Annotated in this window: 21 protein-coding genes; 10 read left to right on the forward strand and 11 right to left on the reverse strand. The window is 67.7% G+C overall.

Features of this window, described 5'->3' with window-relative positions; genetic code table 11:
* Positions 1-291 precede the first annotated feature (291 nt).
* Positions 292-804 (forward strand): single-stranded DNA-binding protein, encoded by a 513-nt coding sequence (locus DWA33_RS00860; RefSeq protein ID WP_114356230.1) that lies wholly within the window; start codon positions 292-294, stop codon positions 802-804.
* Positions 805-887: 83 nt separating this feature from the next.
* Here DWA33_RS00860 and DWA33_RS00865 read toward each other — a convergent pair whose 3' ends face one another.
* From DWA33_RS00865 to mazG, 3 genes are all read right to left on the reverse strand, one after another.
* Entirely contained in the window at positions 888-1,250 is a 363-nt protein-coding gene (locus DWA33_RS00865; RefSeq protein WP_114356231.1) for a hypothetical protein, read from the reverse strand.
* Positions 1,247-2,542, reverse strand: a complete 1,296-nt coding sequence (locus DWA33_RS00870; RefSeq protein WP_114356232.1) for a hemolysin family protein — start codon at positions 2,540-2,542, stop codon at positions 1,247-1,249. The genes DWA33_RS00865 and DWA33_RS00870 overlap by 4 nt, the downstream gene beginning before the upstream one ends.
* Before the next feature lie 78 nt (positions 2,543-2,620).
* Positions 2,621-3,445 (reverse strand): nucleoside triphosphate pyrophosphohydrolase, encoded by an 825-nt coding sequence (gene mazG, locus DWA33_RS00875; protein WP_114356233.1) that lies wholly within the window; start codon positions 3,443-3,445, stop codon positions 2,621-2,623.
* A gap of 115 nt (positions 3,446-3,560) precedes the next feature.
* Between mazG and queC the strand changes: the two genes are divergently transcribed.
* Together queC and DWA33_RS00885 are read left to right on the forward strand one after the other, a co-directional pair.
* Positions 3,561-4,274 carry a 7-cyano-7-deazaguanine synthase QueC gene (gene queC / locus DWA33_RS00880; protein ID WP_114356234.1) on the forward strand — a complete coding sequence of 238 codons (714 nt, stop codon included), beginning with the start codon at positions 3,561-3,563 and terminating at the stop codon, positions 4,272-4,274.
* Between the two features lie 86 nt (positions 4,275-4,360).
* Entirely contained in the window at positions 4,361-5,644 is a 1,284-nt protein-coding gene (locus DWA33_RS00885) for a serine hydrolase domain-containing protein (RefSeq protein WP_114356235.1), read from the forward strand.
* Here the strand turns inward: DWA33_RS00885 and DWA33_RS00890 are convergent.
* From DWA33_RS00890 to nthA, 4 genes are all read right to left on the reverse strand, one after another.
* The gene (locus DWA33_RS00890) at positions 5,617-6,723 is read right to left on the reverse strand and encodes a GNAT family N-acetyltransferase (protein ID WP_244601166.1); all 1,107 of its coding nucleotides are present in this window, start codon (positions 6,721-6,723) and stop codon (positions 5,617-5,619) included. The genes DWA33_RS00885 and DWA33_RS00890 overlap by 28 nt on opposite strands.
* Positions 6,724-6,872: 149 nt before the next feature.
* Positions 6,873-7,295: a nitrile hydratase accessory protein gene (locus tag DWA33_RS00895; protein WP_167443096.1), complete on the reverse strand. Its 423-nt coding sequence runs from the start codon at positions 7,293-7,295 to the stop codon at positions 6,873-6,875.
* Positions 7,292-7,951: a nitrile hydratase subunit beta gene (gene nthB / locus DWA33_RS00900; RefSeq protein WP_114356238.1), complete on the reverse strand. Its 660-nt coding sequence runs from the start codon at positions 7,949-7,951 to the stop codon at positions 7,292-7,294. The genes DWA33_RS00895 and nthB overlap by 4 nt, the downstream gene beginning before the upstream one ends.
* The gene (nthA, locus tag DWA33_RS00905; RefSeq protein WP_114356239.1) at positions 7,948-8,580 is read right to left on the reverse strand and encodes a nitrile hydratase subunit alpha; all 633 of its coding nucleotides are present in this window, start codon (positions 8,578-8,580) and stop codon (positions 7,948-7,950) included. The genes nthB and nthA overlap by 4 nt, the downstream gene beginning before the upstream one ends.
* Positions 8,581-8,672: 92 nt before the next feature.
* On the opposite strand from nthA, the gene DWA33_RS00910 reads away from it, so the two are divergent.
* A complete protein-coding gene (locus DWA33_RS00910) occupies positions 8,673-9,479 on the forward strand; it encodes an enoyl-CoA hydratase/isomerase family protein (RefSeq protein WP_114356240.1) in 807 nt (268 codons plus the stop codon).
* A 55-nt stretch (positions 9,480-9,534) separates the two neighbouring features.
* The gene (locus tag DWA33_RS00915; RefSeq protein ID WP_013502408.1) at positions 9,535-9,858 is read left to right on the forward strand and encodes a YdhR family protein; all 324 of its coding nucleotides are present in this window, start codon (positions 9,535-9,537) and stop codon (positions 9,856-9,858) included.
* A gap of 6 nt (positions 9,859-9,864) precedes the next feature.
* Here the strand turns inward: DWA33_RS00915 and DWA33_RS00920 are convergent, their stop codons facing one another.
* A complete protein-coding gene (locus tag DWA33_RS00920; RefSeq protein WP_114356241.1) occupies positions 9,865-11,928 on the reverse strand; it encodes an ATP-dependent helicase in 2,064 nt (687 codons plus the stop codon).
* A 232-nt stretch (positions 11,929-12,160) separates the two neighbouring features.
* Here DWA33_RS00920 and DWA33_RS00925 point away from each other — a divergent pair, with 232 nt between their 5' ends.
* On the forward strand, positions 12,161-12,673 hold the full coding sequence (locus DWA33_RS00925; protein WP_114356242.1) for a collagen-like protein: 513 nt from the start codon (positions 12,161-12,163) through the stop codon (positions 12,671-12,673).
* Between the two features lie 245 nt (positions 12,674-12,918).
* Positions 12,919-13,752 carry a DUF3471 domain-containing protein gene (locus DWA33_RS00930; RefSeq protein ID WP_114356243.1) on the forward strand — a complete coding sequence of 278 codons (834 nt, stop codon included), beginning with the start codon at positions 12,919-12,921 and terminating at the stop codon, positions 13,750-13,752.
* A gap of 40 nt (positions 13,753-13,792) precedes the next feature.
* On the opposite strand, the gene DWA33_RS00935 is transcribed toward DWA33_RS00930, so the two are convergent.
* Together DWA33_RS00935 and DWA33_RS00940 are read right to left on the reverse strand one after the other, a co-directional pair.
* Entirely contained in the window at positions 13,793-17,245 is a 3,453-nt protein-coding gene (locus DWA33_RS00935; RefSeq protein ID WP_114356244.1) for a YhaN family protein, read from the reverse strand.
* Positions 17,242-18,462: a metallophosphoesterase family protein gene (locus tag DWA33_RS00940; RefSeq protein WP_114356245.1), complete on the reverse strand. Its 1,221-nt coding sequence runs from the start codon at positions 18,460-18,462 to the stop codon at positions 17,242-17,244. The genes DWA33_RS00935 and DWA33_RS00940 overlap by 4 nt, the downstream gene beginning before the upstream one ends.
* Positions 18,463-18,636: 174 nt before the next feature.
* Between DWA33_RS00940 and DWA33_RS00945 the strand changes: the two genes are divergently transcribed.
* Complete coding sequence (locus DWA33_RS00945) at positions 18,637-19,452, forward strand: SAM-dependent methyltransferase (RefSeq protein ID WP_244601168.1); 816 nt, start codon at positions 18,637-18,639, stop codon at positions 19,450-19,452.
* Here the strand turns inward: DWA33_RS00945 and DWA33_RS00950 are convergent.
* A complete protein-coding gene (locus DWA33_RS00950) occupies positions 19,374-19,970 on the reverse strand; it encodes an NAD(P)H-dependent oxidoreductase (protein WP_114356246.1) in 597 nt (198 codons plus the stop codon). The two genes, DWA33_RS00945 and DWA33_RS00950, sit on opposite strands and share 79 nt — an antisense overlap.
* A 623-nt stretch (positions 19,971-20,593) precedes the next feature.
* Between DWA33_RS00950 and DWA33_RS00955 the strand changes: the two genes are divergently transcribed.
* Both DWA33_RS00955 and DWA33_RS00960 read left to right on the forward strand, forming a co-directional pair.
* Positions 20,594-21,613: a TRAP transporter substrate-binding protein gene (locus DWA33_RS00955; RefSeq protein ID WP_114356247.1), complete on the forward strand. Its 1,020-nt coding sequence runs from the start codon at positions 20,594-20,596 to the stop codon at positions 21,611-21,613.
* Between the two features lie 12 nt (positions 21,614-21,625).
* The gene (locus DWA33_RS00960; protein ID WP_114356248.1) at positions 21,626-23,509 is read left to right on the forward strand and encodes a TRAP transporter large permease; all 1,884 of its coding nucleotides are present in this window, start codon (positions 21,626-21,628) and stop codon (positions 23,507-23,509) included.
* Positions 23,510-23,527: the final 18 nt, after the last annotated feature.

Raw genomic sequence — 23,527 nt, forward strand, 5'->3', positions numbered from 1 at the left:
GCAATTGCAGCGAGATACCGGCGCGGCGCGCCGTTGTCATCGGACGGTACTTCCGCCCCAGGCCCGACGAGGCAGCGAGCGACCGTGGACTTCACCCTTCTCTTTGGAACAAAAATAGAACATAATCGTGCCGCTCGCGGTCGTGGATAACGGGGGCGAGGGGAGCGTTTTCTGGCACAGCCGTATGGGCGGCGGGGCGCCGACAGCGTAAGCGCTTGGGCAGAGGACCGCAGCGCCGGATGGCGTGCCGCGGCGGCCGAACAGTATGGTGAGCTTTGAGAGGAGACGTCGATGGCGGGCAGCGTGAACAAGGTGATCCTGGTCGGAAACCTCGGCGCCGATCCGGAGATCAAGCGGACCCAGGACGGTCGCCCGATCGCCAACCTGCGGATTGCCACCTCGGAGACCTGGCGCGACCGCGCCACCGGCGAGCGCAAGGAAAAGACCGAATGGCACCGCGTGGTGATCTTCAACGAAGGGTTGTGCAAGGTCGCCGAGCAGTACCTGAGAAAAGGCGCGAAGGTTTACATCGAAGGTCAGTTGCAGACGCGCAAATGGACCGATCAGAGCGGCGCTGAGCGCTACAGCACCGAGGTTGTGCTGCAGAACTTCAACTCGAATCTGACCATGCTCGACGGCCGCAGCGGTGGCGGCGGTGGGGGTGGTGGCGGCGGTTACGGCGACGACAATTCCGGCGGCGATTTCGGCTCCAGCGGCCCGTCGGGCGGCGGCGCGCGGCGGCCGCTGCCGGCCAGCAGCGGCGGCGGTCGCGGCAGCGACATGGACGACGACATCCCGTTCTGAGCCGACGGATCTGAGCCATTCCGGCCGCACCCGGCCGGGATGGCCGGCAGCGCCGCTCTCGGTCCGGCAACGGGGCGGATGCTTCAGCGCGCCAGCAGCGCCCAGCCGAGCTGGAGCTGGGTCAGGGCGAACAGCGTGCCGAACAGGCGCTGGTTATGACGGGCGAGCCAGCGCGGCAGGTAGATGTCGAAATTGTCGGCGCGGTCGTCGGTGTAGCGTGCCGCCAGCGTGGTCAGCGGGCAGCGCATCCGGTTCAGCAGCAGCACCACGACCTCGCCCCAGACGAACACGCTGAGCCAGAGCGCGGCGACGAGCTGCCCGAACCCGATCGTCACCGGGATCGCGATGATCGACGAGGCGAAGAACGCCCAGATCGCGGTGTGCAGCAGCCGCACCGCGACCAGCGCCTGGGCGGGCCGTGCAGTGCGGGCGGCCAGCGGCGTCATGGCGAGGCTTCGTCGTCGGGCAGCCGGCTGGCCAGGATCTTGTCGATCCGGCGGTGATCGAGGTCGAGGATTTCGAACCGCCACCCTTCGAAGTCGAACTTGTCGCCAACGCTCGGCAGCGCGCCGAGATGCGACAGGACCAGGCCAGCGACAGTGTGATAGTCGCGCGGCGCCGGCACCGGAATGCCGAGCAGATCGCCGAACTCGTCGACCGGCATCCACCCCGCAATCAGGTACGAGCCGTCGTCGCGGCGAACCACCGCGGGTTCCGGCGGCCCCTGTTCGGAGCCGAACGCGCCGACGATCGATTCCAGAATATCCGCGGTGGTCACCACGCCCTCGAAGCCGCCGAACTCGTCGTACACCAGCCCCATGTGCACCGCAGAGCTGCGCAGCATCAGCAGCGCGTCACGAGCATCGGCCGAGGCCGGGATCACCGGTGCGTCCCGCACCAGCGCTCGGAAATCCGGCGTCTCGCCGCGCAGGTAGATCTCCAGCACGTCCTTGGCCTGGATGATGCCGATCGGATCGTCGCGATTGCCGTCGGAGGCCGGCAGCCGTGAATGCCGGCTTTGCAGGAAGGCGTCGCGGATGTCCTCGGGCGGATCGGTGAGGTCGATCATGTCGACCTCCGGGCGCGGCGTCATCACCGCGCCCACCGGCCGGTCGCCGAGCCGCATCACGCCGGCGATCATCTGCCGCTCGCCGGGTTCGAGCACGCCGGCGGTTTCGGCCTCCAGCACCAGGCTATGGATCTCCTCCTCGGAGACCTTGTCCTCCGGTTCGCTGCTTTTGCCGAGCAGCGTCAGGATCGCTTTGCCGGACAGGTCGAGGACCACCACCACCGGCAGAGAAATCCTGGCGAGCAGCGCCATCGCGGGAGCCACCTTGGCGGCCACCGCCTCCGGATCGCGCAACGCCAATTGCTTAGGGACCAATTCACCGACGATCAGCGTCGCGTAGGTGATCAACGTCACCACCACGCCGACGCCGAGGATGTCGGCAAACGGCACGCTGTTCGCAGCCAGCCAGTCGCTGAGACGCTGGCCGAGGGTGGTGCCCGAAAACGCACCGGACAGCACGCCCACCAGCGTGATGCCGATCTGCACGGTGGAGAGGAACCGGCCGGGGTCTTCGCTCAGCTTCAGCGCCTGACGGGCGCCCCGGACGCCGCGCTGCGCCAGGATCGACAGCCGCGCCGGCCGCGACGACACGATCGCCAGTTCGGACATTGCCAGCAGACCGTTGGCGACGATCAGGACGACAACGATTGCCAATTCCACCGAGAGCATGATGCTCCTGCGACCCCCTGCATCTGTTGAAGTGCAGTATAGATAGGAAGCCGGGCGCGGAGTCGGAACCGAGCGGCGCTATTTCGTCGCTTCCGTCCGCTTGGCTTCGTTCCACAGCGCGTCCATCTCGGCGAGCGTGGCGTCCTCCGGCGTACGGCCCTGGGCGGCCAGCGCCCGCTCGATATAGCTGAAACGGCGCTCGAATTTGGTGTTGGCGCCGCGCAGCGCGATCTCGGGGTCGGTATTGGCGTGGCGGGCGAGGTTGACCAGCGCGAACAGTAGGTCGCCGGTCTCCTCGGTGATGTGCGCCTGATCGCCGCGGTCGAGCGCGGCCTCGATCTCGTCGGTCTCCTCGCGAATCTTGGCCAGCACGGCGCGCGGGTCGTTCCAGTCGAACCCGACCTTGGCGGCCTTGCGTTGCAGATCCATCGCTCGGGACAGCGCCGGCTGACCGGACTTCACACCGGCCAGCACCGAGCTCGACGGCGGTTCGGTGAGGCCGCGGCGGGCGGCGCGCTCGGCCTTCTCCTCGGCCTTGATCCGGTCCCAGACACCCTCGACGTGCGATGGCGTCAGATTGCCATTGGCGTCGGCAAACACATGGGGATGGCGGCGGATCATCTTGCGGGTGATCCCCTCGACCACGTCGCCGAACGCGAACGCGCCGCGCTCCTCGGCGATCCGGGCGTGAAACACCACCTGCAGCAACAGGTCGCCGAGCTCCTCGCGCAGGTCGTCGAGATCGTGCCGGGCGATCGCCTCGGCGACCTCGAATGCTTCCTCAATGGTGTAAGGCGCGATCGTCGCGAAATCCTGTTCGAGGTCCCACGGGCAGCCGGTCACCGGGGTGCGGAGCGCGGCCATGATCTCGATCAGCCGGGCGATATCGCGGGAGGGGGTCATAGCGGGATCCAGCGCAGGAGGAAGTCCCGTTTCCTATGCCGCAACCGGCGCCGCCATCCCAGCGAAAACCGCGCCGGATTGGCCTGCACGGCGCGTGGTGCTACAGCCATGCCCTATGACCGAGCATGCTTCCGACAAAACCGCGCTGGTGCTGTTCTCCGGCGGGCAGGACTCCGCGACCTGTCTGGCCTGGGCGCTCTCGCGCTTCTCCCGCGTCGAGACCATCGGGTTCGACTACGGCCAGCGGCATCTGATCGAGCTGGAATGCCGGGCGCGGCTGCTCGACGGCATCGGTGCGATCAACGCGGATTGGGCGGCGAAGCTGGGCGACGGCCACACGCTGACGATTCCGACGCTGGCGGAAATCTCCGACACTGCGCTGACCCGCGACGTCGCGATCGCGATGGGCGCCGACGGCCTGCCGAACACCTTCGTGCCCGGACGCAATCTGATTTTCCTCACCTTCGCGGCGGCGCTGGCGTATCGGCGCGGCATCGCCGACATCGTCGGTGGGATGTGCGAGACCGATTACTCCGGCTATCCGGACTGTCGCAACGACACCATCCAGGCGCTGCAGACCGCGCTGACGCTCGGCATGGCGCGCGACATCACGCTACACACGCCGCTGATGTGGCGCGACAAGGCCGCGACCTGGAAACTGGCGAAGGATCTCGGCGGCGACGCGTTGGTCGATCTGATCCGCGAGGACTCGCACACCTGTTATCTCGGCGAGCGCGGAGCGCGGCACGATTGGGGCTATGGCTGCGGCGAGTGTCCGGCGTGCCGGCTGCGCGCCAGGGGCTGGAGCGAATACGCCGCAGGCGTCTGACCGACCGCACCCCTTGGTATGATCGAGTCGCCGGATTGCGCGTGGTAAGGCTGGCCTCCAGTCCGGCTGCAACGGAGCGTTTCGCCATGCCGTCATCCTTCGCGCCGCTCAGCCGCCGCACTGTGCTGCAAGGGATCGGCGCAGCATTGGCGATGGCGCCGTTGAAGTTGGGCGCAGTGCCTGCAGTGCCCGGGCCGGATGCCGACAAGCTGGCGCGGCTCACCGCCTTCTTCGATCGCGAGGTGACGTCCGGCAAGCTGCCGGGCGCAGTGGCGCTGATCCAGCAGCATGGCAAGCCGGTTTATCTGCGTTGCTTCGGCTGGCGTACGGCAGCGCGGCGGCACCCGATGACGCCGGACACCATCTTCGCGCTGCATTCGATGACCAAGCCGATTACCAGCGTCGCGGCGATGATGCTGATCGACGACGGACGTCTGGCGCTGCACGACCCGCTGGCGAAGTACATTCCGGCGTTCGCGCGCGTGAAGGTCGGTATCGAAACGGTGGAAGGCCGCAAACCGGCACTGGCGCTGGTCGCGCCCGACCGGCCGGTGACGATCGAGGACCTGCTGCGTCACACGTCCGGAATTACTTACGAGTACATCGGCGGCGAGCTGATCAAGGCGGCGTATCGGCAGGCCGATCTGTTCGCCGGCCGGTTCGACAATGCCGAGTTTGCCGAGCGGATCGCCGGCTTGCCGCTGGCGCGACAGCCCGGCACGCTGTGGCGCTACGGCCATTCCACCGACGTGCTCGGCCGCGTCATCGAGGTCGTGGCGGGCGAGCCGCTCTTCAGCTTCCTCGAGCAACGCCTGTTCGCTCCGCTCGGCATGACCAGCACGAGCTTCGTGCTGCGGGCCGAGGCGGAGCGGGCGCGGATGGCGGCCGTGTACCCGAACGATACCGTGCTGGCCGATGCCGAGCGACGGCGTCGCGCCCATCCGGAATGGCAGTCCGGTGGCGGCGGCCTGCTCTCGACCGCTACCGACTACGCGCGGTTCGCGCAGATTCTGCTCGAAGGCGGCCAGCTCGACGGCCGGCGCTATCTCAGCCCGGCCGCGTTCAAGGCGATGACCACCGACCAGATCGGCCCGGGCTCCGGCGTCGAGCGCGATTACTTCTATTTCCCGGGCGATGGCTTCGGCTATGGCTACGGGCTGGCGGTGCGGGTCGAGCCGGGCGAGGCGAGGCCGCCGGCGCCGGGATCGATCGGCGAATTGAAATGGGACAGCGGCAGCGGCACCTATTTCGGCGTCGATCCAAAGCTGGATATGATCTACATCCTGATGCAGCAGACCGAGACTGAACGCGGCCGCGTGGTGCCGATGTTCAAGAAGCTGGTCTACGACGCCTTTGCGGTGAGCGACTGAACCAGCGAGCGGCCGCCCGAATAGGTCGACCACGCCGACAGCGCCATCCGCCCTTTCAGCGTCAGCGCCTTCTCCAGCACCAGCAGGGGCTGCGCTTCGCAACCGAGCTGTTTCTTGTAGTCGTAGCCGCCGGCGCCGAGATCGAACTGCTCGATGCCGTTATCGATCAGCCAGCGGATGATCTCGCTCGCCAGCACGATGCCGGGCGAACCGCGGCTCCATTCCGCGCCGGCATGTGCGAGCCGTACCGTGGTGCAGCTCTGCCGGTGCAACAGGCTATAGGCAACCGCGACGACTGAGTTGCCGGACTCCATCACCGACAGCATCGCCTGGCCGCGCGAAAATACCTCGCGGTAGAAATGCGCATAAGGCGGCCGGTCGAGCACGTAGCGCTTGCCGAGCGCGGTGATCCGAGCCCGCTGAAACTGATCGAGTTTGCCGAGCAGGCGCGCGGCATCGTCGACCGGCGCAGTGACCATCCGCACCCGCACCCCACCGAGCGCATCGAGCGCGCGGTGATGTTGGCGCAGCGCCTTGCGGAACTTGCGCGGACGGGTCTCGAGATAGTCGTCCCACGAGCGCGGCAGCGTCGTGACGTTGCGCACCGAGGCGGAGGGCGAGGACGCCAGCAGCGCCAGCGGATTGACCTTGCCGCCCGCGGTCAGCGGCAGGTTGCAGAGCCTCATCACGTCGACGTCGGGAAGTGCCGCTAGCACGGCCTCGAACGCGGCAGCCGCAGCAGCAGACGTCGATGGCGCGGCGGGCCCGAGCAACGGCACGTTGTAGTCGGATACCGACAGGTCGGCGAATTCGACCAGCGCTACGCCGCACACCCGGCGGACCACCAGTGGCAGCAGCATCGCGATCTCGCCGCAGAGGCCGTCGCGCACGGTGATCAGCAGCGGCTCGGCAGCTGCGGACGGACCGAGCAGCTTGAGCCAGGCGCTCAGCCAGTCGGCGGATTGGAACGGGGTGATCGCAGCCGCGGGGCCGAGCGCGGCGGCGCGCTGCAGAAACAGGTCGGAGTCGCGGGTGGCCTCGGCGGTGTAGCGGCCGGCCGCGTTTGCCGTCCACCGCATCGGTCGATCAAAATCGATCTGCGCCATTACCCACTCGCTGCCGCCGCAGCCTCGCCATCCGCGGGCTGTCGACAGGAGGCACAATAGCGCCGATCGGGCCGGTTCTCGTTGACCTCGGCAGCGTACAGGCCAAACTTGTCGCATCAGCGTTAACGCCGCGATGACTCCGTCTCGGAACCGGCCTTCGCATCCGCAAAATCGCCCGGCTCCAATTCGATGGGCCGGCCGTGCGGGGTGCGATCGGCGGCATGGTCCCAGGCGTCGCGGTAGCGATGCTGGGTGTCGAGGCTGGCGACGCCCTTGGCGGCGATCATCTGTTCCAGCGTCGCCAGCCAGTGGCGATAGTAGGTGTCGCCGCAGTCCGGATCTCCGGCGGCCTGGGCACGGCGGATCTGGGCCGCGAGCGCCGTGGCCCATTCCGGCCAGGTGAACAGCCCGCAGCCATGCAGCGTAACCGCCATCGCGAAGGCGTGGGCTTCCCACGGCTCGCGGAACACCGGGCCGTCCTCGTCGCGGGGCAGGCCCGGCACGCTGCGCGCGGCGATCGTCGCGGCTTCGGATTGGCTGCTCACGCCGCTGGCTCCAGATAGGAATCCCAGGCATCGACAGAAACCCGGGAGGCCGGATCGGCGCCGTCCCCCCACAATTCGCGCGCCTCGAACGTCACGGTGTAAAGCCATTGCGGCTGCTCGCCGGCACCGTGTGCATGACTGTCGGGAAACACGTGCGCGCCGTGCACCAGTTCGATCGTGCCAATCCGGCCGCGGACGTAGCGCGGCAGGCGGATGTGGGTTCGCGGATGCAGTTCCTTGGCGCGGACGCGGTCACCGATCCCGAACCGGCCAGGGACCGCCGCATCACGTTCGGTCGGTGCGCCGCGCGCCAGCATCGGTGCAACGTCAGGCGCGGTAAGCACCGGCACATCCTTCGCCGGATGCAGCGGACGGCCCGCCGCGATTTCATCGGCGGTGACAAGGCCACGTTCGGCCATCAGGACTTCAAGGCCTGCGAGCCACAGTTGATAGTAGCTCTTCGACAGATAATCGACCGGTGTGCGGTTCTCGCGGGCGAACCGTGACATGTCGATGTTCCAGCCGCCGGGCCGCGCCATCGCCAGCGTCAGCGCGAAGGCACGACGCTCCCAGGCGGCATGAAAAAGCGGCTCATTCGGTTCAGGCACCACGGGCCCGAAGCCGTCCATGCCGCCCATGTCGTGCGCGCCATTCATGCCGTGATCTCCGCAGGCGAGCGGGCGAGGCCGGTGCCGATCATGCTGTCGCGGGTGACGAGGTCGGCGAGTTGATCTTCGCTGAGGCCGTCGCTGCCATCGGGCCGCATCGGGATCACCAGATAGCGGATCTCGGCGGTAGAATCCCACACCCGGATCGCGGTGTCCTGCGGCAGCGTCACGCCGAATTCGGCCAGCACCGTGCGCGGCTCCTTGACCACGCGCGAGCGGTACGGCGCCGATTTGTACCACACCGGCGGCAGGCCGAGCACCGGCCACGGGTAGCAGGAGCACAGCGTGCAGACGACCATGTTGTGCGTGGTCGGGGTATTCTCGACCGCGACGATGTGCTCGCCCTGGCGGCCGGTGTAGCCGAGTTCGGCGATCGCCGCCGTGGCGTCGTGCAGCAGCCGCTTCCGATACGCCGGATCGCTCCACGCTTTGGCGACCACGCGAGCGCCGTTGCGCGGGCCGACCTTGGTTTCGTAGGTCTCGATCAGCGCATCCAGCGCGGCGGGATCGACATAGCCCTTTTCAGTGAGGATGGTTTCGAGCGCGCGGACCCGCAGCTCGGTCTCCGACAATTCGGAATGGTCGTGATCATGGTGATGATGATGCTCGCTGCTCATGCGTCGCAGGATAGATTGGATTTTGCCGCGCTGTCGAGCCGCGAGGCTGCTAGGCTTGTCGCAACCAAAAGCAACGACCGGGGAGGAACAGGATGAGCGGGTGCGTGACCATCGAACGGGGGCGGGGGCCGGAAGGACGGGTGGCGATTGTCAGGTTCGACCGCGGCGACGGCCTCAACGCGCTGTCGCCGGATGCGATGCGGCAACTGACCGACGTTGCGCGCAGTTTCGAGGATGACGCGGACACTTCGGTGGTGGTGCTGAGCGGCAGCGCAACCGCGTTCAGCGCCGGCTTCGACCTGAAGGACCCGGAGGGCCGCAGCCGGGCCGAAATGGATCTCGGCGCGCTGCGCCGGCATCTCAAGATCGGGCCGCGGCTGACGCGGGCCTGGCACGAGGTGGAGCAGGTCACGATCGCGGCGATCGAAGGGTTCTGCGTCGGCGGCGGCGTGGCGCTGGCTGTTGCGCTGGATTTCCGGGTGATGGCGAGCGACAGCCATCTGCGGGTGCCGGAAATCGGCCTCGGGATGAATATGAGCTGGCAGAGCGTCCCGCGGATGCTGCATCTGATCGGTCCGGCGCGCACCAAGCAGGCGGTGATCCTGGCCGACGACCGCATCAGCGCCACCGAGGCGCACGACTGGGGGCTGGTCGAGGAGATCGCCGAGCCGGGTCAGGCGCTGGCCCGTGCCATGCGGCTCGCCGAGAAGATCGCGGCGCAACCGCCGATGTCGGTGGCGATGACCAAGCTGACGGTCAACCGGCTGACCCATGCGCTCGACGACCTCGCCAGCCACATGGACCTCGACCAGTTCGCGCTCGCCGGCTTCAGCGACGATCACCGCGAAGGCGTCGACGCCTTCCTGCAACGCCGCAAACCGCGGTTCCACGGCCGGTGAGGCGACGCCGGGCCGCGGATGCGCTACATTTGCCAAAACACCGAGGAGGCTTTCGATGATTACCACCGTCGTGCAGTTTCACATGGCGACGCCGATTAGCCTGGAAGAGGCGAAGAAGCGGTTCGAGAGCAGCGCGCCGAAATATCAGAAGCTGCCGGGCCTGATCCGCAAGTACTACATCCGCTCCGAAGACGGTACCACCGCCGGCGGCATCTACCTCTGGGAGAGCCGCGAAGCGGCCGAGGCCGTCTATGCCGGCGAATGGCGCGCCCGCGTCGCAGCATTGTATGGCGCAGAGCCGGTGATGAGCTGGTTCGACAGCCCGGTGATCGTCGACAACGCCGACGGCGGTACGATTACCACCAGCGCGGCAGCCTGATCGCGATCAGGTCCACATCCGCCGCATCCGCGAGTTGATGTCGATGCGCGGGCCGCGCTGGGCTGCGGCGGCGGCCTCTGGGGTGACCCGGGGCCAGCTGGTGCGTTCGAACAGCGGCAACAGCCGGTCGGGAATGAAGCGGGTGCGCGCCGCATAGACGTGGCGGTCGCCTTGGGCGTTCTGGCTGTGGGTGAAGAACCGCTGCGGCACGACCAAATGCAGATCGTCCTTCGCCCGTGTCATCGCGACGTAGAGCAGGCGACGCTCTTCCTCGATCTCGGCCGAGGTACCGGTGCCGAGGTCGGACGGCATGCAGCCATCGACGACGTTGAGCACGAACACCTGCTTCCATTCCTGCCCCTTGGCGGAATGGATCGTCGACAGGATCAGATAGTCGTCGTCGAGCGTCGGCACGCCGGCCTGGTCCGATGTCGCGTCAGGCGGATCGAGCGTCAGCTCGGTGAGGAAGCGTTCGCGCGACGGATAGCCCGAGGCGATCTGCGCCAGCTGCACCAGGTCGGCGCGGCGGGTTTCGGCATCCTCGTGAATGCGATCGAGATGCGGCGCGTACCAGATCAGCGCGCGTTCGATCTCGGCCGGCCAGCCGGCATCGCCGCTGCGCAGCTCCTGGACCGCCGCGACGAAGCCGCGCCAGTCTCCACCCGCGCGCGGCGGGGCGGGCAGGGCGACGAGCGTGCCGAGCGGATCGGCCGCGGCGGTAATCGCATCCAGTGCCTTCTGCGCCGAGGCCGGGCCGACGCCCTGCATCAGCAGCATCACCCGGAAGCCGGCGACGCGGTCGCGCGGGTTCTGCACGAAGCGCAGCAGCGCCAGCATGTCCTTGACGTGCGCGGCATCGAGAAACTTCAGCCCGCCGAATTTGACGAACGGGATGTTGCGCCGGGTCAGTTCGAGTTCGAGCGGCGCCGAATGCGACGAGGTGCGGAACAGCACCGCCTGCTGTTTCAGCATTGCACCGCCCTCGCGGGCGTCGAGCACGCGCTCGACGATGTAGCGCGCTTGGTCGGCCTCGTCGCGGACGGAGGCCAGCAGCGGCCGTGCCCCCTCGGCGCGGTCGGTCCACAGATTCTTGGTGAAGCGCTCCCGCGCCAGATCGATCACGCCATTGGCGGCCGACAGGATCGCCTGGGTCGAGCGATAATTGCGATCCAGCGTGATGACTCGAGCGGGCGGAGTGAACGCCTTGGGGAAGTCGAGAATGTTGCGCACCGTGGCGGCGCGAAACGAGTAGATCGCCTGAGCGTCGTCGCCGACCACGGTGAGGCCGGCGCCGTCGGGCTTGAGCGCGAGCAGCACCCGCGCCTGCAGCGCATTGGTGTCCTGATATTCGTCGACCAGCACGTGATCGAACCGGCTGCCGATCTCCTGCGCGAACGCAGGCTCCTCCATCACCTGCGCCCAGTACAGCAACAGGTCGTCGTAATCGAGCACGTTGTGGCGCTGCTTGGCCTCGACATAAGCGGCGAACAATTGCTTCAGTTCGGCGGCCCAGCCGGCGCACCACGGGTAGTTGGCGCCGAGCACGACATCGAGCGGCTGGCCGGCATTGACGCAGCGCGAGTAGATCGACAGGCAGGTCGCCTTGGCCGGGAACCGGGCTTCGGTCTTGGAGAAGCCGAGATCGTGGCGGACCAGATTCATCAGGTCGGCGGAATCTTCGCGGTCGTGGATGGTAAAGCCGGGATCGAGCCCGATCCGCTCGGCATAGTCGCGCAGCAGCCGGGCGCCGATGCCGTGGAACGTGCCGGCCCAGTGCAGCCCGCCGGTCAGCGCCGAGGCGCGGTCGCCGAGCACTTTGCGGGCGATCCGCTCGACCCGGCGGGTCATCTCGGCGGCGGCGCGGCGCGAGAACGTCATCAGCAGAATGCGATGCGGATCGGCGCCGCCCACCACCAGATGCGCGACCCGGTGCGCCAGCGTGTTGGTCTTGCCGCTGCCGGCGCCGGCGATCACCAGCAGCGGCGGGCAGGGAGCAGCCCCCGCGCCGTGCTCGACGGCGCAGCGCTGCTCGGAATTGAGTCCGTCGAGGATCGGAGCGGGCAAGGACACGAATCGGCGCCTGTCGGTGAAGGCGGACGCTCCCAGATTCCTGCTTTGTTCGCAACGACGTTTCGCCGGTCCCACCTCGCCATTCACAGCGCTCGACCTCGCGAAAAAAATGTCACGAGCCGCCCGCTATGCTCGCGCCGATGTTGGGTTATGATTCACACTGTCGCGGATGGTCCGCGGCCACCGTGCTGAGGCGCTTTGACGGCGTCGTGAGGACAGAGGGGGAAGCTGGATGCTGCGAGGATCCATTCTTGTCGGGGCGATTGTGGTGATGAGTTCAGCCAGCGCGCTGGCTCTCGATCTCAATACCGTGGCGATCGAAGGTGGCAAGCTGGTGATCACCGGCAAGACCGCCAAGGCCGGGCAGGAGGTCGAAGTCGTCGCCACCGGCGACAAGGTCAAGAGCTCATCGTCGCGCCGCTTCAAGTTCTCGCTCAGCTACCTGCCCGAGACCTGCAAGCTCGATCTGAAGGCCGGCGACCAAACCACCAAAGATCTGATCGTCGCCAATTGCGGTCAGCGCGGCCCGAAGGGTGAGGCCGGCCCCGCTGGCGCTGCGGGCCCCGCCGGTCCCGCCGGTCCGCAGGGCCCCGCCGGTCCCGCGGGCCCTGCCGGCCCCGCCGGTCCGAAGGGTGACGCTGGCCCGGCAGGTCCAGCCGGTCCCGCCGGCCCGGCCGGTCCTGCAGGTGCCACCGGTCCGGCCGGACCGAAGGGCGAGGCCGGCGAAGCGGCTCCAAAGAACTAATCGTCTTGTGCACGATCCGGCCCGCGGCATCGCGCCGCGTGGCCGCGATTGCTCGCGGCCGCGCTGAGGTTTGACATCGAGTTCAGCGCACGCCAGAATTCGTATCGGGTGGATACGACCCGCCGCTTGCGCCCCCTCCGGGGAATGGTGAACGTATCAGAGCGATCCGTGTCTCCCTCTTGCCGAGGCGAACGGAGTCAGTAACGCAAGCATCTGACCTGATCAGTTCGCCCTGCAGAGGGGTCATGATGCGCGATTTCCGCGACGCAAAGGCTATGGCGCAGACGTTGCGCGACGTCATCAAGCCGAAAGCCGAGCTCACCCACAGTGAAAGCCTGGAGCTGATCGCCAAGGTTCTGGGCTGCCAGAACTGGAACGTGCTGGCCGCGGCGCTGCAATCCGCCGGCGATCCGGTGCAGGGCGGCGCGCCTCACGGTCGCGCACCATCGGAGCCCGAGGAGGTTCGGCTGGATGCCGCGATCCTCGACCGCTACGTCGGCTTCTACGAGCTCGCGGAGCAGGGTGTCATGACGATCAGCCGCGAGGACGGCCGCCTGACTTCACGCCTTAGCGGTCAGCCCGCGGTCCCGCTGTTCGCCGAGAGCCGCACTAAATTCTTCGCCAGGATCGTGAATGCGCAGATCAATTTTGTGACCGACGCCTCGGGCGTGGCGCAATCGCTGGTGCTGCACCAGAACGGCCTCGACGTCGCGATGCGGCGGATCGACGCCGCCGAAGCGCGCCGGATCGAAGATCGGATCACCGCGAGACTGAAGAGCGGCCGGCCGAGCCCCGGGACCGAGGCGGCGCTGCGCCGCCTGATCGAGGGGCTACGCACCGGCGAGCCGCGCTACGACGAAATGACGCCAGCCCTCGCCGAGGCGACCAGACAGCAACTCGCCACGCTGCACGCCGAGATCGGCGACGCCGGACCGGTGCACTCGATCGACTTCGTCGGCGTCGGCAATGGCGGTGTCGACGTCTATCTCGTCCACCACGAACAGCGGCCGCTGTATTGGCGGATCGGCCTGGACGCCGCCGGCGCGATCGCGACTGCGTGGGTCACGCCGGGCCTGTAGCAGGTCGGCGCGGCCCCGGTGACCAGTTGGTCCGTGCCGTCTACAGTTCGACGAGATCGACCTGATGATCGGGCATGGACTGCGCGAGCTCGGCGACGTGGCGGTGATGGGTGAACAGGATCATCTGACGCTGCCGGCCGGCGGCGGCGAGCAGGCGGAGCGTCGCCAGAGTCCGCCGCTCGTCGAAGCTCGCCAAAAGATCGTCGCCGATGAACGGCAGCGGCTCGGAGGCGCGGCGTTCGAGCAGCGCCAGCCGCAGCGCCAGGAACAACTGATCGCGGGTGCCCTCGCTCAGTCCGGACAGCGGTACCCGTTCGCCGGAAGCGCGGCGCGCCACCAGGGTCGGTTCATCCTGATCGCCGTAATCGATGCCGAGCCCGGCGAAGGCATCCGCCGTCGCCAGTGCAAACAGCTCGCCGGCGCGCGCCACCATCGGGTCCTGCACCTTGGCGCGATGCAGCTCGACGACGCGGCGGGCGAGCAGCGCCGCGGCGGAGCGCAGCAGCCAGTCTTCGGAAATTGCCAGCAGCTCGGCGGCGGCCTCGCGGCGCCGACTGGCGGCACCCGCGGCGTCGCGGCCTTTGGTGAGCGCATCCAGTTCACGCTGTAGCTGATACAGCGTCGTGGACGCGTCCGAGATGTCCTTGAGCAACTGCTCCTGTTGCTCGGTCGCGCTGGCGATGTCGGCCTGCAGCCGATCGAAGTCGATTCCCTCGCGCTCTCGACGAAGCGCGGTCTCGTCGTGACCGTCGGCGATCTCGAGCAGGTGCCTCCGCAGCTCGGCCTGTTCGGTCTGCAACTGCAGCCGGAAGGTGAGCCGCGACAGCAGTTCCGGCACCGCGGCGATCTCGGCGCCCAAGGTCTCGCCGGCGCGCTGCAGCGTCTCTCCGCCGGCCGCGAGCTTGGCCAGCAGCGCGCCCCGGCTGATCGCCCGCTTGGCCGCGTTGTCGTGCAGGCGACGGCAGGCTTCGTTGGCGCGGCGGGCCTCGACAAGCCGTTCGGCGGCGCGCGGAACGGCGTCCTGGGCCGCAAGGCTGCTGAGATCCGGCGCAACGCGACCGACGAGGTCGGCGACGTCGCGTTCAAACTCCTGCAGGTCCGACGTGATGGTATCGACGCTGCGGCCTTCACGTTCGAAGCTGGCGCGCGGCACGCCGACCGAACTCCACACCGCTAGCGCTGCATCGGCCTGAGCCGGCGAGGCATCGGCGGGCAGCCCGATCGCACGCATGGTCTGCGGCCAGTGCTGCCGCAGCTCGGTAAGGTGGCTCTCGCAGGCTGCGCGCGCTGCTTCGGCTTCGGCGAGTTCGCGGGCGATCCGGTCGCGGGTCGCGGCGCGCGCCTTGGCGTCGCTCCAGGCCGCAACCAATTGATCGTACCGCCCCTTGGCTTCGCGATACAGCACGCCCGCCGGCGCATTGCGATCGGGCTGGCGGCCGACGTGAGCGAGAAAGCCGATGATCGCGATCTTGCCGTCACTGAGCGCCATCTCTTGCGCATCGATCTCGGCGCGCTGCAGGTCGCATTTCGCCAGCCTGACGATGAGTTCGTCGAGCCGGTCGCGCCAGCGCAGCATCTCGGCCGCTTCCGCCGGCTGCAGCCCGGACGCTGCCCAGGCTCGTCTCCACCCCTCGGTGATATCGGCCAGTCCCTGCTGCAGGCCGGCGCGCTTTTCGGCTTCGCGCTCGCGCTTACTGCGCGTGTCCTCGAGCCGCCGCTGTGCGTCTTCGTGCAGAGCAGCGCGTTCGGTGTCGGTCAGCAGCGAGTCGGTGATGCCGTCGATGGTGCGCGATGCCTCGGCGACGCGGTCGAACCGGAGCCGGCGTTCGTCACGGTCGCCATCGAGGCTATCGTAGAGCGCGCCGAGGCGGTCGTCGCGAGACAGCCGGGCCGCGATCAGATCGGCCTTGGTCGGCACCGCGCCGGCGCTCGACAGCTTCGCCAGCTCCGCCTCGGAGGCGGCGATCGCCTCGTCGAGCTTGGCGATCTCGGCATCGAGCCGCTTCAACTCGGTTTCGCTGAGTTCGAACGCGCTGGCGAATTTGGAGATGGTGGCGCGGTCGGGCACCGGAAGCGCGCGCACCCGGTCGATCGGACCCGGCGCCGGATCGAGCGCGGCGAGGGCATTGCCAATCGCCTCGCATTCGACCGCATGGGCGGCACGATCCCGACGCAGACGCTCCTCCTGCGCCGGAACGTCGCCGAGCGCCTCGAAGCGCTGGCGCAGCGGTTCGAGATCGACGAGGTGAGGATCGTCGCCCGTTGCGGCAGCGCTGTCGAGCTCGCGTTTCGCTCGCTGACTCCTGGCCTGGAGTTCAGCCAGCTCCTGCGTGGTGCGTCGCATTTTTTCGAGGCGATCGCGCGCCTCTGCGAGCGCCGGCTCGGTCGGCAGCGCGGTCAATAGTTCGACATGCGAGGCGAGCCCGAGCCGGCGTGCGCAATCGTCCAACCCGGCTTCCGCGACTTCGCGGTCGTGGCGACGGCGCGGCAGATCCGCCGCGGCCTTGCGCACTGCGCCGAGCCGCTCGCGCAGCGCATCGATGGTGCCGGCTTCCGCCAGCACCGCCTCGTCGACATCGATTGTGGAGAGCTCGGCGGCATCGGCCGCGGCCGCAGCGTCGAGCGCTGCAAGCTCCGCCTCGAGCGAAGCCTTGCTGTCGAGTGCGGCGCGCCATTCCGCAAGCGCCTGCTCGGTCACGGCCGGCAGATCCGCCAGTGCGGACAGCTCGGTGTCGATGCGGTCGAGCCGGACGAGCTGCGAGCGCACCCGCTGGGTCCGCTGCCAGCGCGCCAGCTTGCCGCCGCAGGTGGCGTGCTCGGTCTTCAGCCGCTCCAGCTCTGCTTCGGCGTCCTGCACCGAGGCCTGGAGCTGCCGCAGCGCCTCGCGGGTGACGATGGCGTCGCGCAGCTCCTTGTCGGCGGCGTCGCGGCGGTCGGATGCGAGATAGAACGGCTTGCTGGCGGATTTGCGCGGCGTGAACAGCTCGTCGGCCTGCTGCTGCAGGCGATCCTTGATCCGCGACAGCTCGGCCATGCCGGCCGAGCTCGCCGCCAGCGTCTCGGCGAGATCGCCGCCGACGCTGAGCAGCTTGCTGCCGCCTTCGCGCAGAGCCTGCGCGGTCATGCCGAATTCACGGTCGAAGGTAGCGCGCGAGACGTCGCCGAGCAGGGCGGCGAAGTGATCGTCGGGCAGGGCGCGATCGTCGCCGTCGAGCAGCGTGTTCTTGTTGCCCTTGCGGCGGCGCGCCGCGATCAGCCGACCATCGGAATGGCGAAAGCTGCCCCCGATCCGCAGCAGCTTGCTGTCGTGCTTGAAATCGTAGTCGGTGCGGGCGCCGAAGCCGAACAACAGATCGCCGATTGCGGTCAGCGCCGAGGTCTTGCCGGCCTCGTTGGCGCCGAGGACGACGTGCAGCGAGGCCTGCGGCGCGAACGACAGCACGCGGTCGGTGAAGATGCCGTAGCGCTCCAGCGCCAGCTGCTCGATCCTCACGACAGCTCTCCGCTCAGCAGCGCGCGCGCGTCGTCGGTCAGGCTACGGACGACGTCCGACGCATCGAACTCCTCGTGCAGATCGCGCGGCAGCTTCGCCTTGATGGTTTCGGTCAGTTCGGCCAGCGCCGCAGCGAAGCCGGGGTCCTGTGCGCCTTCGGCGAGCAGGGCGGCGACATCGATGTCGTCGCCGTTCGCTTCAGTGGCCACGGCGCGCACCGGCGAGGTCTTGATCTTGAGCTGCTCGATCCAGCAATCGGCGGCGAGCTGCAGCGCCTCGGCGCGCAGATCGTCTTGCAGCGTCTCACGGTGCACCAGCAGTTTGTCGTGCAGCGATGTCGCCCCGGTCAGCGTGACCCGGACCGCCAGCGCTCGGCCTTCGCTCTCCGCATGCAGCTCGGCGAGCCGTTCACCGACCAGCACGGGAACCTGCGCTTCGTCGGCGCAGCCGGATAGGTCGATCGTCAGATGCGCCCAGCGCGCGCCGTCGAGCGCCAGCGGCGTCACCTCGATGATGCGGCCGTCCTCGACGGTGACGCGCATCGCACCCTTGGGTCCGGTTTCGCGGACACTGCGGCCCTGCAGATTGCCCGGAAATACCACCCACGGATCGCGGCTGACGATTTCGGCCGCATGGACGTGGCCGAGTGCCCAGTAGTCGTAGCCGAACCGCTTGAGGTCATCGAGGCTGCACGGCGCGTAGCCTTCGTGGCCGCGGGTACCGTCAAGCGAGGTGTGCAGCACGCCGATATTGAGCCAGCCTTCGCGGCGCGCCGGATAGCCGGCGACGAAATCGGCGTTGACCCGGTCGGCGAAACTGCGGCCGTGCAGCACCACGCGATAGCGTTCGAGTTGTACGGTCGCGGCCTTGGTCGGAAACACCGTGACGCTATCAGGGTAGGGCAGGCCGCGCGACATCAGGCTTTCGGCGTCGTGATTGCCCTTCACGATCAACACCGGAATTCCGGCGCGGTGCAGCGCGCCGATCGCGCCGACGAAGAACAGCCCGGTGGTGACGTCCTTCCAGTCGCCGTCGAAAATGTCGCCGGCGATGATCAGGAACGCGGCGCCACTGGTGATGGTCTCGTCGACCAGCGCCTGAACAGCCTTGCGTCCGGCCGCGGCGAACCGCTGCGCGACGTCCTCGTTCTTGGTCCGCAGCCCGGCCAGCGGGCTGTCGATGTGAAGGTCGGCGGCGTGAATGAAGGTGAAGCGCATGATGAGACGGGAGTCCGAACGTGAGGGCGGGCCGCGCGGGACAATCAAGTCTTAGATGCAATCTGCACTTGCGATCAAGTGCGCCATCGCGCCTCGCTGGCGGCGTCGCAACCATGCATTGCTGAAGGCGCCGAGCCAAGGTTCGCTTGTTGCGATCCATAGAAGAATTGGTCGGTGACGCTGCGCAATGACGCCCACGCGCGATCGTTGCACCTTGGCGTTCAGTGCGGTGACGTCGATCGCGGCGAGGGCGCCAGCACCGACGACCGGATCAATGAAGGAGCTTTTCGAGTGGACATTCCGCGGATCTTCACCGTCAGCGAAAGTGCCCATCGCATCCACAATCCATTCTCGGCGCAAAAGCTCGCGACACTCGGCGCAGCGCTGCGGATGGCGCCGGGCACGCGCGTGCTCGATCTCGGCAGCGGGTCGGGCGAGATGCTGTGCACTTGGGCGCGCGACCACGGGATCAGCGGAACCGGAATCGACATGAGTCCGTTGTTCACCGCGCAAGCACAGCTTCGCGCGCGCGAGCTCGGCGTCGCGGATCGGGTCACGTTCGTTCACGGCGACGCAGCCGGCTATGTTGCCGACGAGAAGGTCGGCGTGGCGGCCTGCGTGGGCGCGACCTGGATCGGCGGCGGCGTCCGCGGCACGATCGAGCTGCTGGCGAGGAGCCTCCAACACGGAGGTATCATCCTGATCGGCGAGCCCTACTGGCTGCAATTGCCGCCGAGCGAGGAGGTCGCCCAGGGATGTCGCGCCCATGCGATCTCGGACTTCCTGCTGCTTCCGGACCTGGTCGCGTCGTTCGGCGCGCTGAATTACGATGTCGTGGAAATGGTCCTGGCAAGCCAGGACAGTTGGGATCGGACGGCCGGGATCGCATTGGCCTCGGGCCGGGTTGAGCTTCAGATCGCCGCCAGCGCATTGGCGACTCGCGCCTGGATCCGCGTCACGGTAGCCGCATCGAGCTGCTCGCAGCCATAGAACGACAGAAACGTCAGCTTGGCCTGCGGCGCGCAAGTGCCGAGGATCGCGGTCTTGAGGATGCGCTTGACCGGCTGGCGCAGCACCAGCCGGTCAATCCACCACGGGGACCCCAGCGTGGTGATCGCCACGACATGCCGGAGCGAGCCGAGGCGGGGACGGATGCGCCCCAGGTCGGACGCATGGTCATAGGCGACGCCGGGCGCCCATACCCTGTCGAACCAGCCTTTCAGGAGCGCCGGCATGCCGAACCACCAGGTCGGAAACACCAGCACCAGCGCTTCGGCCCACCTCAAATCGTCGATCTCGGCCGCCAGCTCCGAACGGTCAAAGGCCGCGTAATAGCTCGACCGCTCGGCCGCGGTCAGCGCCGGCGCAAAGCCGGCAGCGTGAAGATCGAGCAGCCGGACCTCGTGGCCGGCGCGCGCGAGCGCTGCCTGGGCATCGCGGCCGAGCTGCCCGCACAGGCTGTCTGCGAGCGGATGCGCGACGACGACGAGGCATCTTGTGGGTGTCATGTGGCGCTGACCTTAGCGCGAGTCGACGGGCTTCGTCGTGACGATCATCGGGGATGAAACGCGATCCAAGGGCCGGCAGCATCGACACCAACGCTGGCCCGCCAGACTGCTTCACCTGACCCGTAATTCGCATAAGGTATATTATGGAATATCTATATAGACAATTTTTGTCAGATGGTTGTCTGGCATACTGCAGGCTCTGCCTGCAGTCGCGCGCGCGGTCATGTGGCCGTATCGATCGCGGTCGTTGGCGGCTTGCCGCCGCATCATCGGCAGCGCGCGCCGCGGCTGAAGACCGCCGGGCGTCGCTTGCGCGCGAGCCGTCATCGTCGGCCCAGCATTCCGGGCAACGGCCCGGCCGCTGGCATCCTCGACCGCTGGCCGTCGCCAGATCGCCCGTGGCCGAGGCGTCGGCGGTCGCCCAGGTCTCAGCAGACCCGGCCGCCGGGCCGACGACCCGCGGCAGACCGGCCGGTGCCAGCGCAGGACGGCACGTACGGCCTGTCCGCCGTCCAGCAGTGGCTCAAAATCGCTTGACCGGACCAGCCGAAATGATGACCAAGGGCGCGTCGACATTTCGGGTGCGTTCTCACAAAAAGACCACGCGGGCAGGAGGAAGCGAGATGAGTTTTTCACGCAGGAGCTTGTTGAAGGCATCAGCGGCGGCCGCCGCGATCGGTGGCATCGGTGCGCCTTGGGTGGCGCGCGCCGCCGAGGCCGAGTTCAAGTACAAATACGCCAACAACCTGCCCGACACCCATCCGCTCAACGTTCGCGCCCGCGAGATGGCGGCGGCGATCAAGGCCGAGACCGACGGCAAGGTCCAGATCGACGTTTTCCCGAACAACCAGCTCGGCTCCGACACCGACATGCTGAGCCAGATTCGGGCCGGCGGCGTCGAGTTCTTCACGCTGTCTGGCCTGATCCTGTCGACCCTGGTGCCGGCGGCCTCGATCAACGGCATCGGCTTCGCGTTCCCGGACTATGAGACGGTGTGGAAAGCGATGGACGGCGAACTCGGCGCCCATGTCCGCGGCGAGATCCAGAAGGCCGGCCTGATGGTGATGGACAAGATCTGGGACAACGGCTTCCGCCAGACCACCTCCTCGACCAAGCCGATCAACGGCCCGGACGACTTCAAGGGCTTCAAGATCCGCGTGCCGGTGTCGCCGCTGTGGACCTCGATGTTCAAGGCGTTCGATGCGGCGCCCGCCTCGATCAATTTCAGCGAAGTCTACTCGGCGCTGCAGACCAAGGTGGTCGAAGGCCAGGAAAACCCGCTGGCGCTGATCTCGACCGCCAAGCTGTACGAAGTGCAGAAGTACTGCTCGCTGACCAACCACATGTGGGACGGCTTCTGGTTCCTGGCGAACCGCCGAGCCTGGGAGAAGCTGCCGCCGGACGTCCGCGCGATCGTCGCCAAGAACATCAACGCCGCCGCGGTGAAGGAACGCGAAGACACTGCCAAGCTCAACGCCACCGTCAAGGAAGAACTGACCGCCAAGGGCCTGATCTTCAATCAGCCGACGGTGATGCCGTTCCGCGACAAGCTGCGCAGCGCCGGCTTCTACGCCGAGTGGAAAGGCAAATACGGCGATCAGGCGTGGTCGCTGCTCGAAAAGTCCGTCGGTAAGCTGGCGTAACGGCCTGCCGCGATGGCGAGCGCCGACGCTTCGCAGCTCACCGCCGGTGAACGGCTCCACGCGCCGCAGCGCAAGACGCTGGTCGGTGCGCTGGAGGCCGGGCTCGGCCTCTTGGTCGAGATTCCGGCCGCCATTCTGGTGGTGGTCGAGATCGTCGTGCTGTTCGCCGGTGTGGTATCTCGCTACGTATTCCACAGCCCGCTGATCTGGTCCGACGAACTGGCATCGATCCTGTTCCTGTGGCTGGCGATGTTCGGTGCCGCAGTGGCGTTCCGCCGCGGCGAGCACATGCGGATGACCGCGATGGTGGCGGGGGCCTCCCCGCGCCTGCGCGCCTGGCTCGATCTGGTCGGGATCTGCGCGGCGCTGGCGTTCCTGTTGCTGATCGCCGCGCCCGCGTTCGAATACGCCTACGAAGAGAGCTACATCACCACCCCGGCGCTGTCGCTCGCCAACAGCTGGCGCGCCGCGGCGCTGCCGGTCGGCATCGCACTGATGGCGCTGTTCGCATTGCTGCGGCTGATCCGGTTCGGCGATCTCAAGCTGGTCGTTGGCGCTGCGCTGACTGTCGCGCTGCTGATCGGCGCGTTCTGGCTGGCGCAGCCGCTGTTCAAGCCGCTCGGCAACCTCAATCTGGTGATCTTCTTTGTCGGCGTGGTCGCGTGTTGCGTGTTCGCCGGCGTGCCGATTGCGTTCGGATTTGGCCTCGCCATCTACGGCTATCTGGCGCTGACCACCTCGACCCCGCTCTTGATCCTGGTCGGCCGGATGGACGAGGGCATGAGCCACCTGATCCTGTTGTCGGTGCCGCTGTTCGTGTTCCTCGGCCTGTTAATCGAGATGACCGGCATGGCGCGGGCGATGGTGGCGTTTCTCGCCAGCCTGCTCGGCCATGTCCGCGGCGGCCTGCATTACGTGCTGGTCGGCGCGATGTATCTGGTGTCCGGCATCTCCGGCTCGAAGGCTGCCGACATGGCCGCCGTCGCACCGGTGCTGTTTCCGGAGATGAAGGAACGCGGGGCGAAGCCGGGCGATCTGGTCGCCCTGCTCTCCGCCACCGGCGCCCAGACCGAAACCATTCCGCCGAGCCTGGTGCTGATCACCATCGGCTCGGTCACCGGCGTGTCGATCTCGGCGCTGTTCACCGGCGGCCTGCTTCCGGGCGTGGTGCTGGCGATCATGCTGTGCGGCCTGGTGTGGTGGCGCTATCGCGGCGAGGATCTCAGCCACGTCACCCGCGCCAAAGGCAGCGAGATCGGCAAGGCGTTCATCGTCGCCCTGCCCGCGCTGGCGCTGCCGTTCGTGATCCGTGCCGCCGTGGTCGAAGGTGTCGCCACCGCTACCGAGGTCTCGACCATCGGCATCGTCTATGCCGTGGTGGTCGGCATCCTAGCGTACCGCAAGTTCGACTGGCGCCGGCTGCGGCCGATGCTGGTCGAGACCGCGGCGCTGTCCGGCGCGATCCTGCTGATCATCGGCACCGCGACCGGCATGGCCTGGGGCCTGACGCAGTCCGGCTTCTCGCGGGCGCTGGCCGCGGCGATGACCGGCCTGCCCGGCGGGTCGGCCACATTCCTCGCGGTGTCGATCGTCGCCTTCATCATCCTCGGCAGCGTGCTGGAGGGCATTCCGGCGATCGTGCTGTTCGGCCCGCTGCTGTTTCCGATCGCCCGCGCCGTCGGCATCCACGAGGTGCACTACGCCATGGTGGTGATCCTGGCGATGGGCATCGGATTGTTCGCGCCGCCGTTCGGCGTCGGCTATTATGCGGCCTGCGCGATCGGCCGGGTCGATCCCGCCGAAGGCATGCGCCCGATCTGGGGATATATGCTGGCGTTGCTGATCGGCCTGATCGTGGTCGCGGCGATCCCGTGGATCTCGATCGGTTTCCTGTAGAGGCGCTGCGGGCAGATC

The sequence above is a fragment of the Rhodopseudomonas pentothenatexigens genome, from assembly GCF_900218015.1.
Lineage (GTDB): Bacteria > Pseudomonadota > Alphaproteobacteria > Rhizobiales > Xanthobacteraceae > Rhodopseudomonas > Rhodopseudomonas pentothenatexigens.

Bases quoted from the DNA above. Each gene is read 5' to 3' on its own strand.
- DWA33_RS00930 (WP_114356243.1), top strand. From the start codon at position 12,919: ATGATGCGCGATTTCCGCGACGCAAAGGCTATGGCGCAGACGTTGCGC.
- DWA33_RS00860 (WP_114356230.1), top strand. From the start codon at position 292: ATGGCGGGCAGCGTGAACAAGGTGATCCTGGTCGGAAACCTCGGCGCC.
- mazG (WP_114356233.1), bottom strand. From the start codon at position 3,445: ATGACCCCCTCCCGCGATATCGCCCGGCTGATCGAGATCATGGCCGCG.
- DWA33_RS00940 (WP_114356245.1), bottom strand. From the start codon at position 18,462: ATGCGCTTCACCTTCATTCACGCCGCCGACCTTCACATCGACAGCCCG.
- DWA33_RS00870 (WP_114356232.1), bottom strand. From the start codon at position 2,542: ATGCTCTCGGTGGAATTGGCAATCGTTGTCGTCCTGATCGTCGCCAAC.
- DWA33_RS00925 (WP_114356242.1), top strand. From the start codon at position 12,161: ATGCTGCGAGGATCCATTCTTGTCGGGGCGATTGTGGTGATGAGTTCA.
- DWA33_RS00910 (WP_114356240.1), top strand. From the start codon at position 8,673: ATGAGCGGGTGCGTGACCATCGAACGGGGGCGGGGGCCGGAAGGACGG.
- DWA33_RS00950 (WP_114356246.1), bottom strand. From the start codon at position 19,970: ATGACACCCACAAGATGCCTCGTCGTCGTCGCGCATCCGCTCGCAGAC.
- nthB (WP_114356238.1), bottom strand. From the start codon at position 7,951: ATGAATGGCGCGCACGACATGGGCGGCATGGACGGCTTCGGGCCCGTG.
- DWA33_RS00960 (WP_114356248.1), top strand. From the start codon at position 21,626: ATGGCGAGCGCCGACGCTTCGCAGCTCACCGCCGGTGAACGGCTCCAC.
- DWA33_RS00890 (WP_244601166.1), bottom strand. From the start codon at position 6,723: ATGCGGTGGACGGCAAACGCGGCCGGCCGCTACACCGCCGAGGCCACC.
- nthA (WP_114356239.1), bottom strand. From the start codon at position 8,580: ATGAGCAGCGAGCATCATCATCACCATGATCACGACCATTCCGAATTG.
- DWA33_RS00885 (WP_114356235.1), top strand. From the start codon at position 4,361: ATGCCGTCATCCTTCGCGCCGCTCAGCCGCCGCACTGTGCTGCAAGGG.
- DWA33_RS00915 (WP_013502408.1), top strand. From the start codon at position 9,535: ATGATTACCACCGTCGTGCAGTTTCACATGGCGACGCCGATTAGCCTG.
- DWA33_RS00865 (WP_114356231.1), bottom strand. From the start codon at position 1,250: ATGACGCCGCTGGCCGCCCGCACTGCACGGCCCGCCCAGGCGCTGGTC.
- queC (WP_114356234.1), top strand. From the start codon at position 3,561: ATGACCGAGCATGCTTCCGACAAAACCGCGCTGGTGCTGTTCTCCGGC.
- DWA33_RS00955 (WP_114356247.1), top strand. From the start codon at position 20,594: ATGAGTTTTTCACGCAGGAGCTTGTTGAAGGCATCAGCGGCGGCCGCC.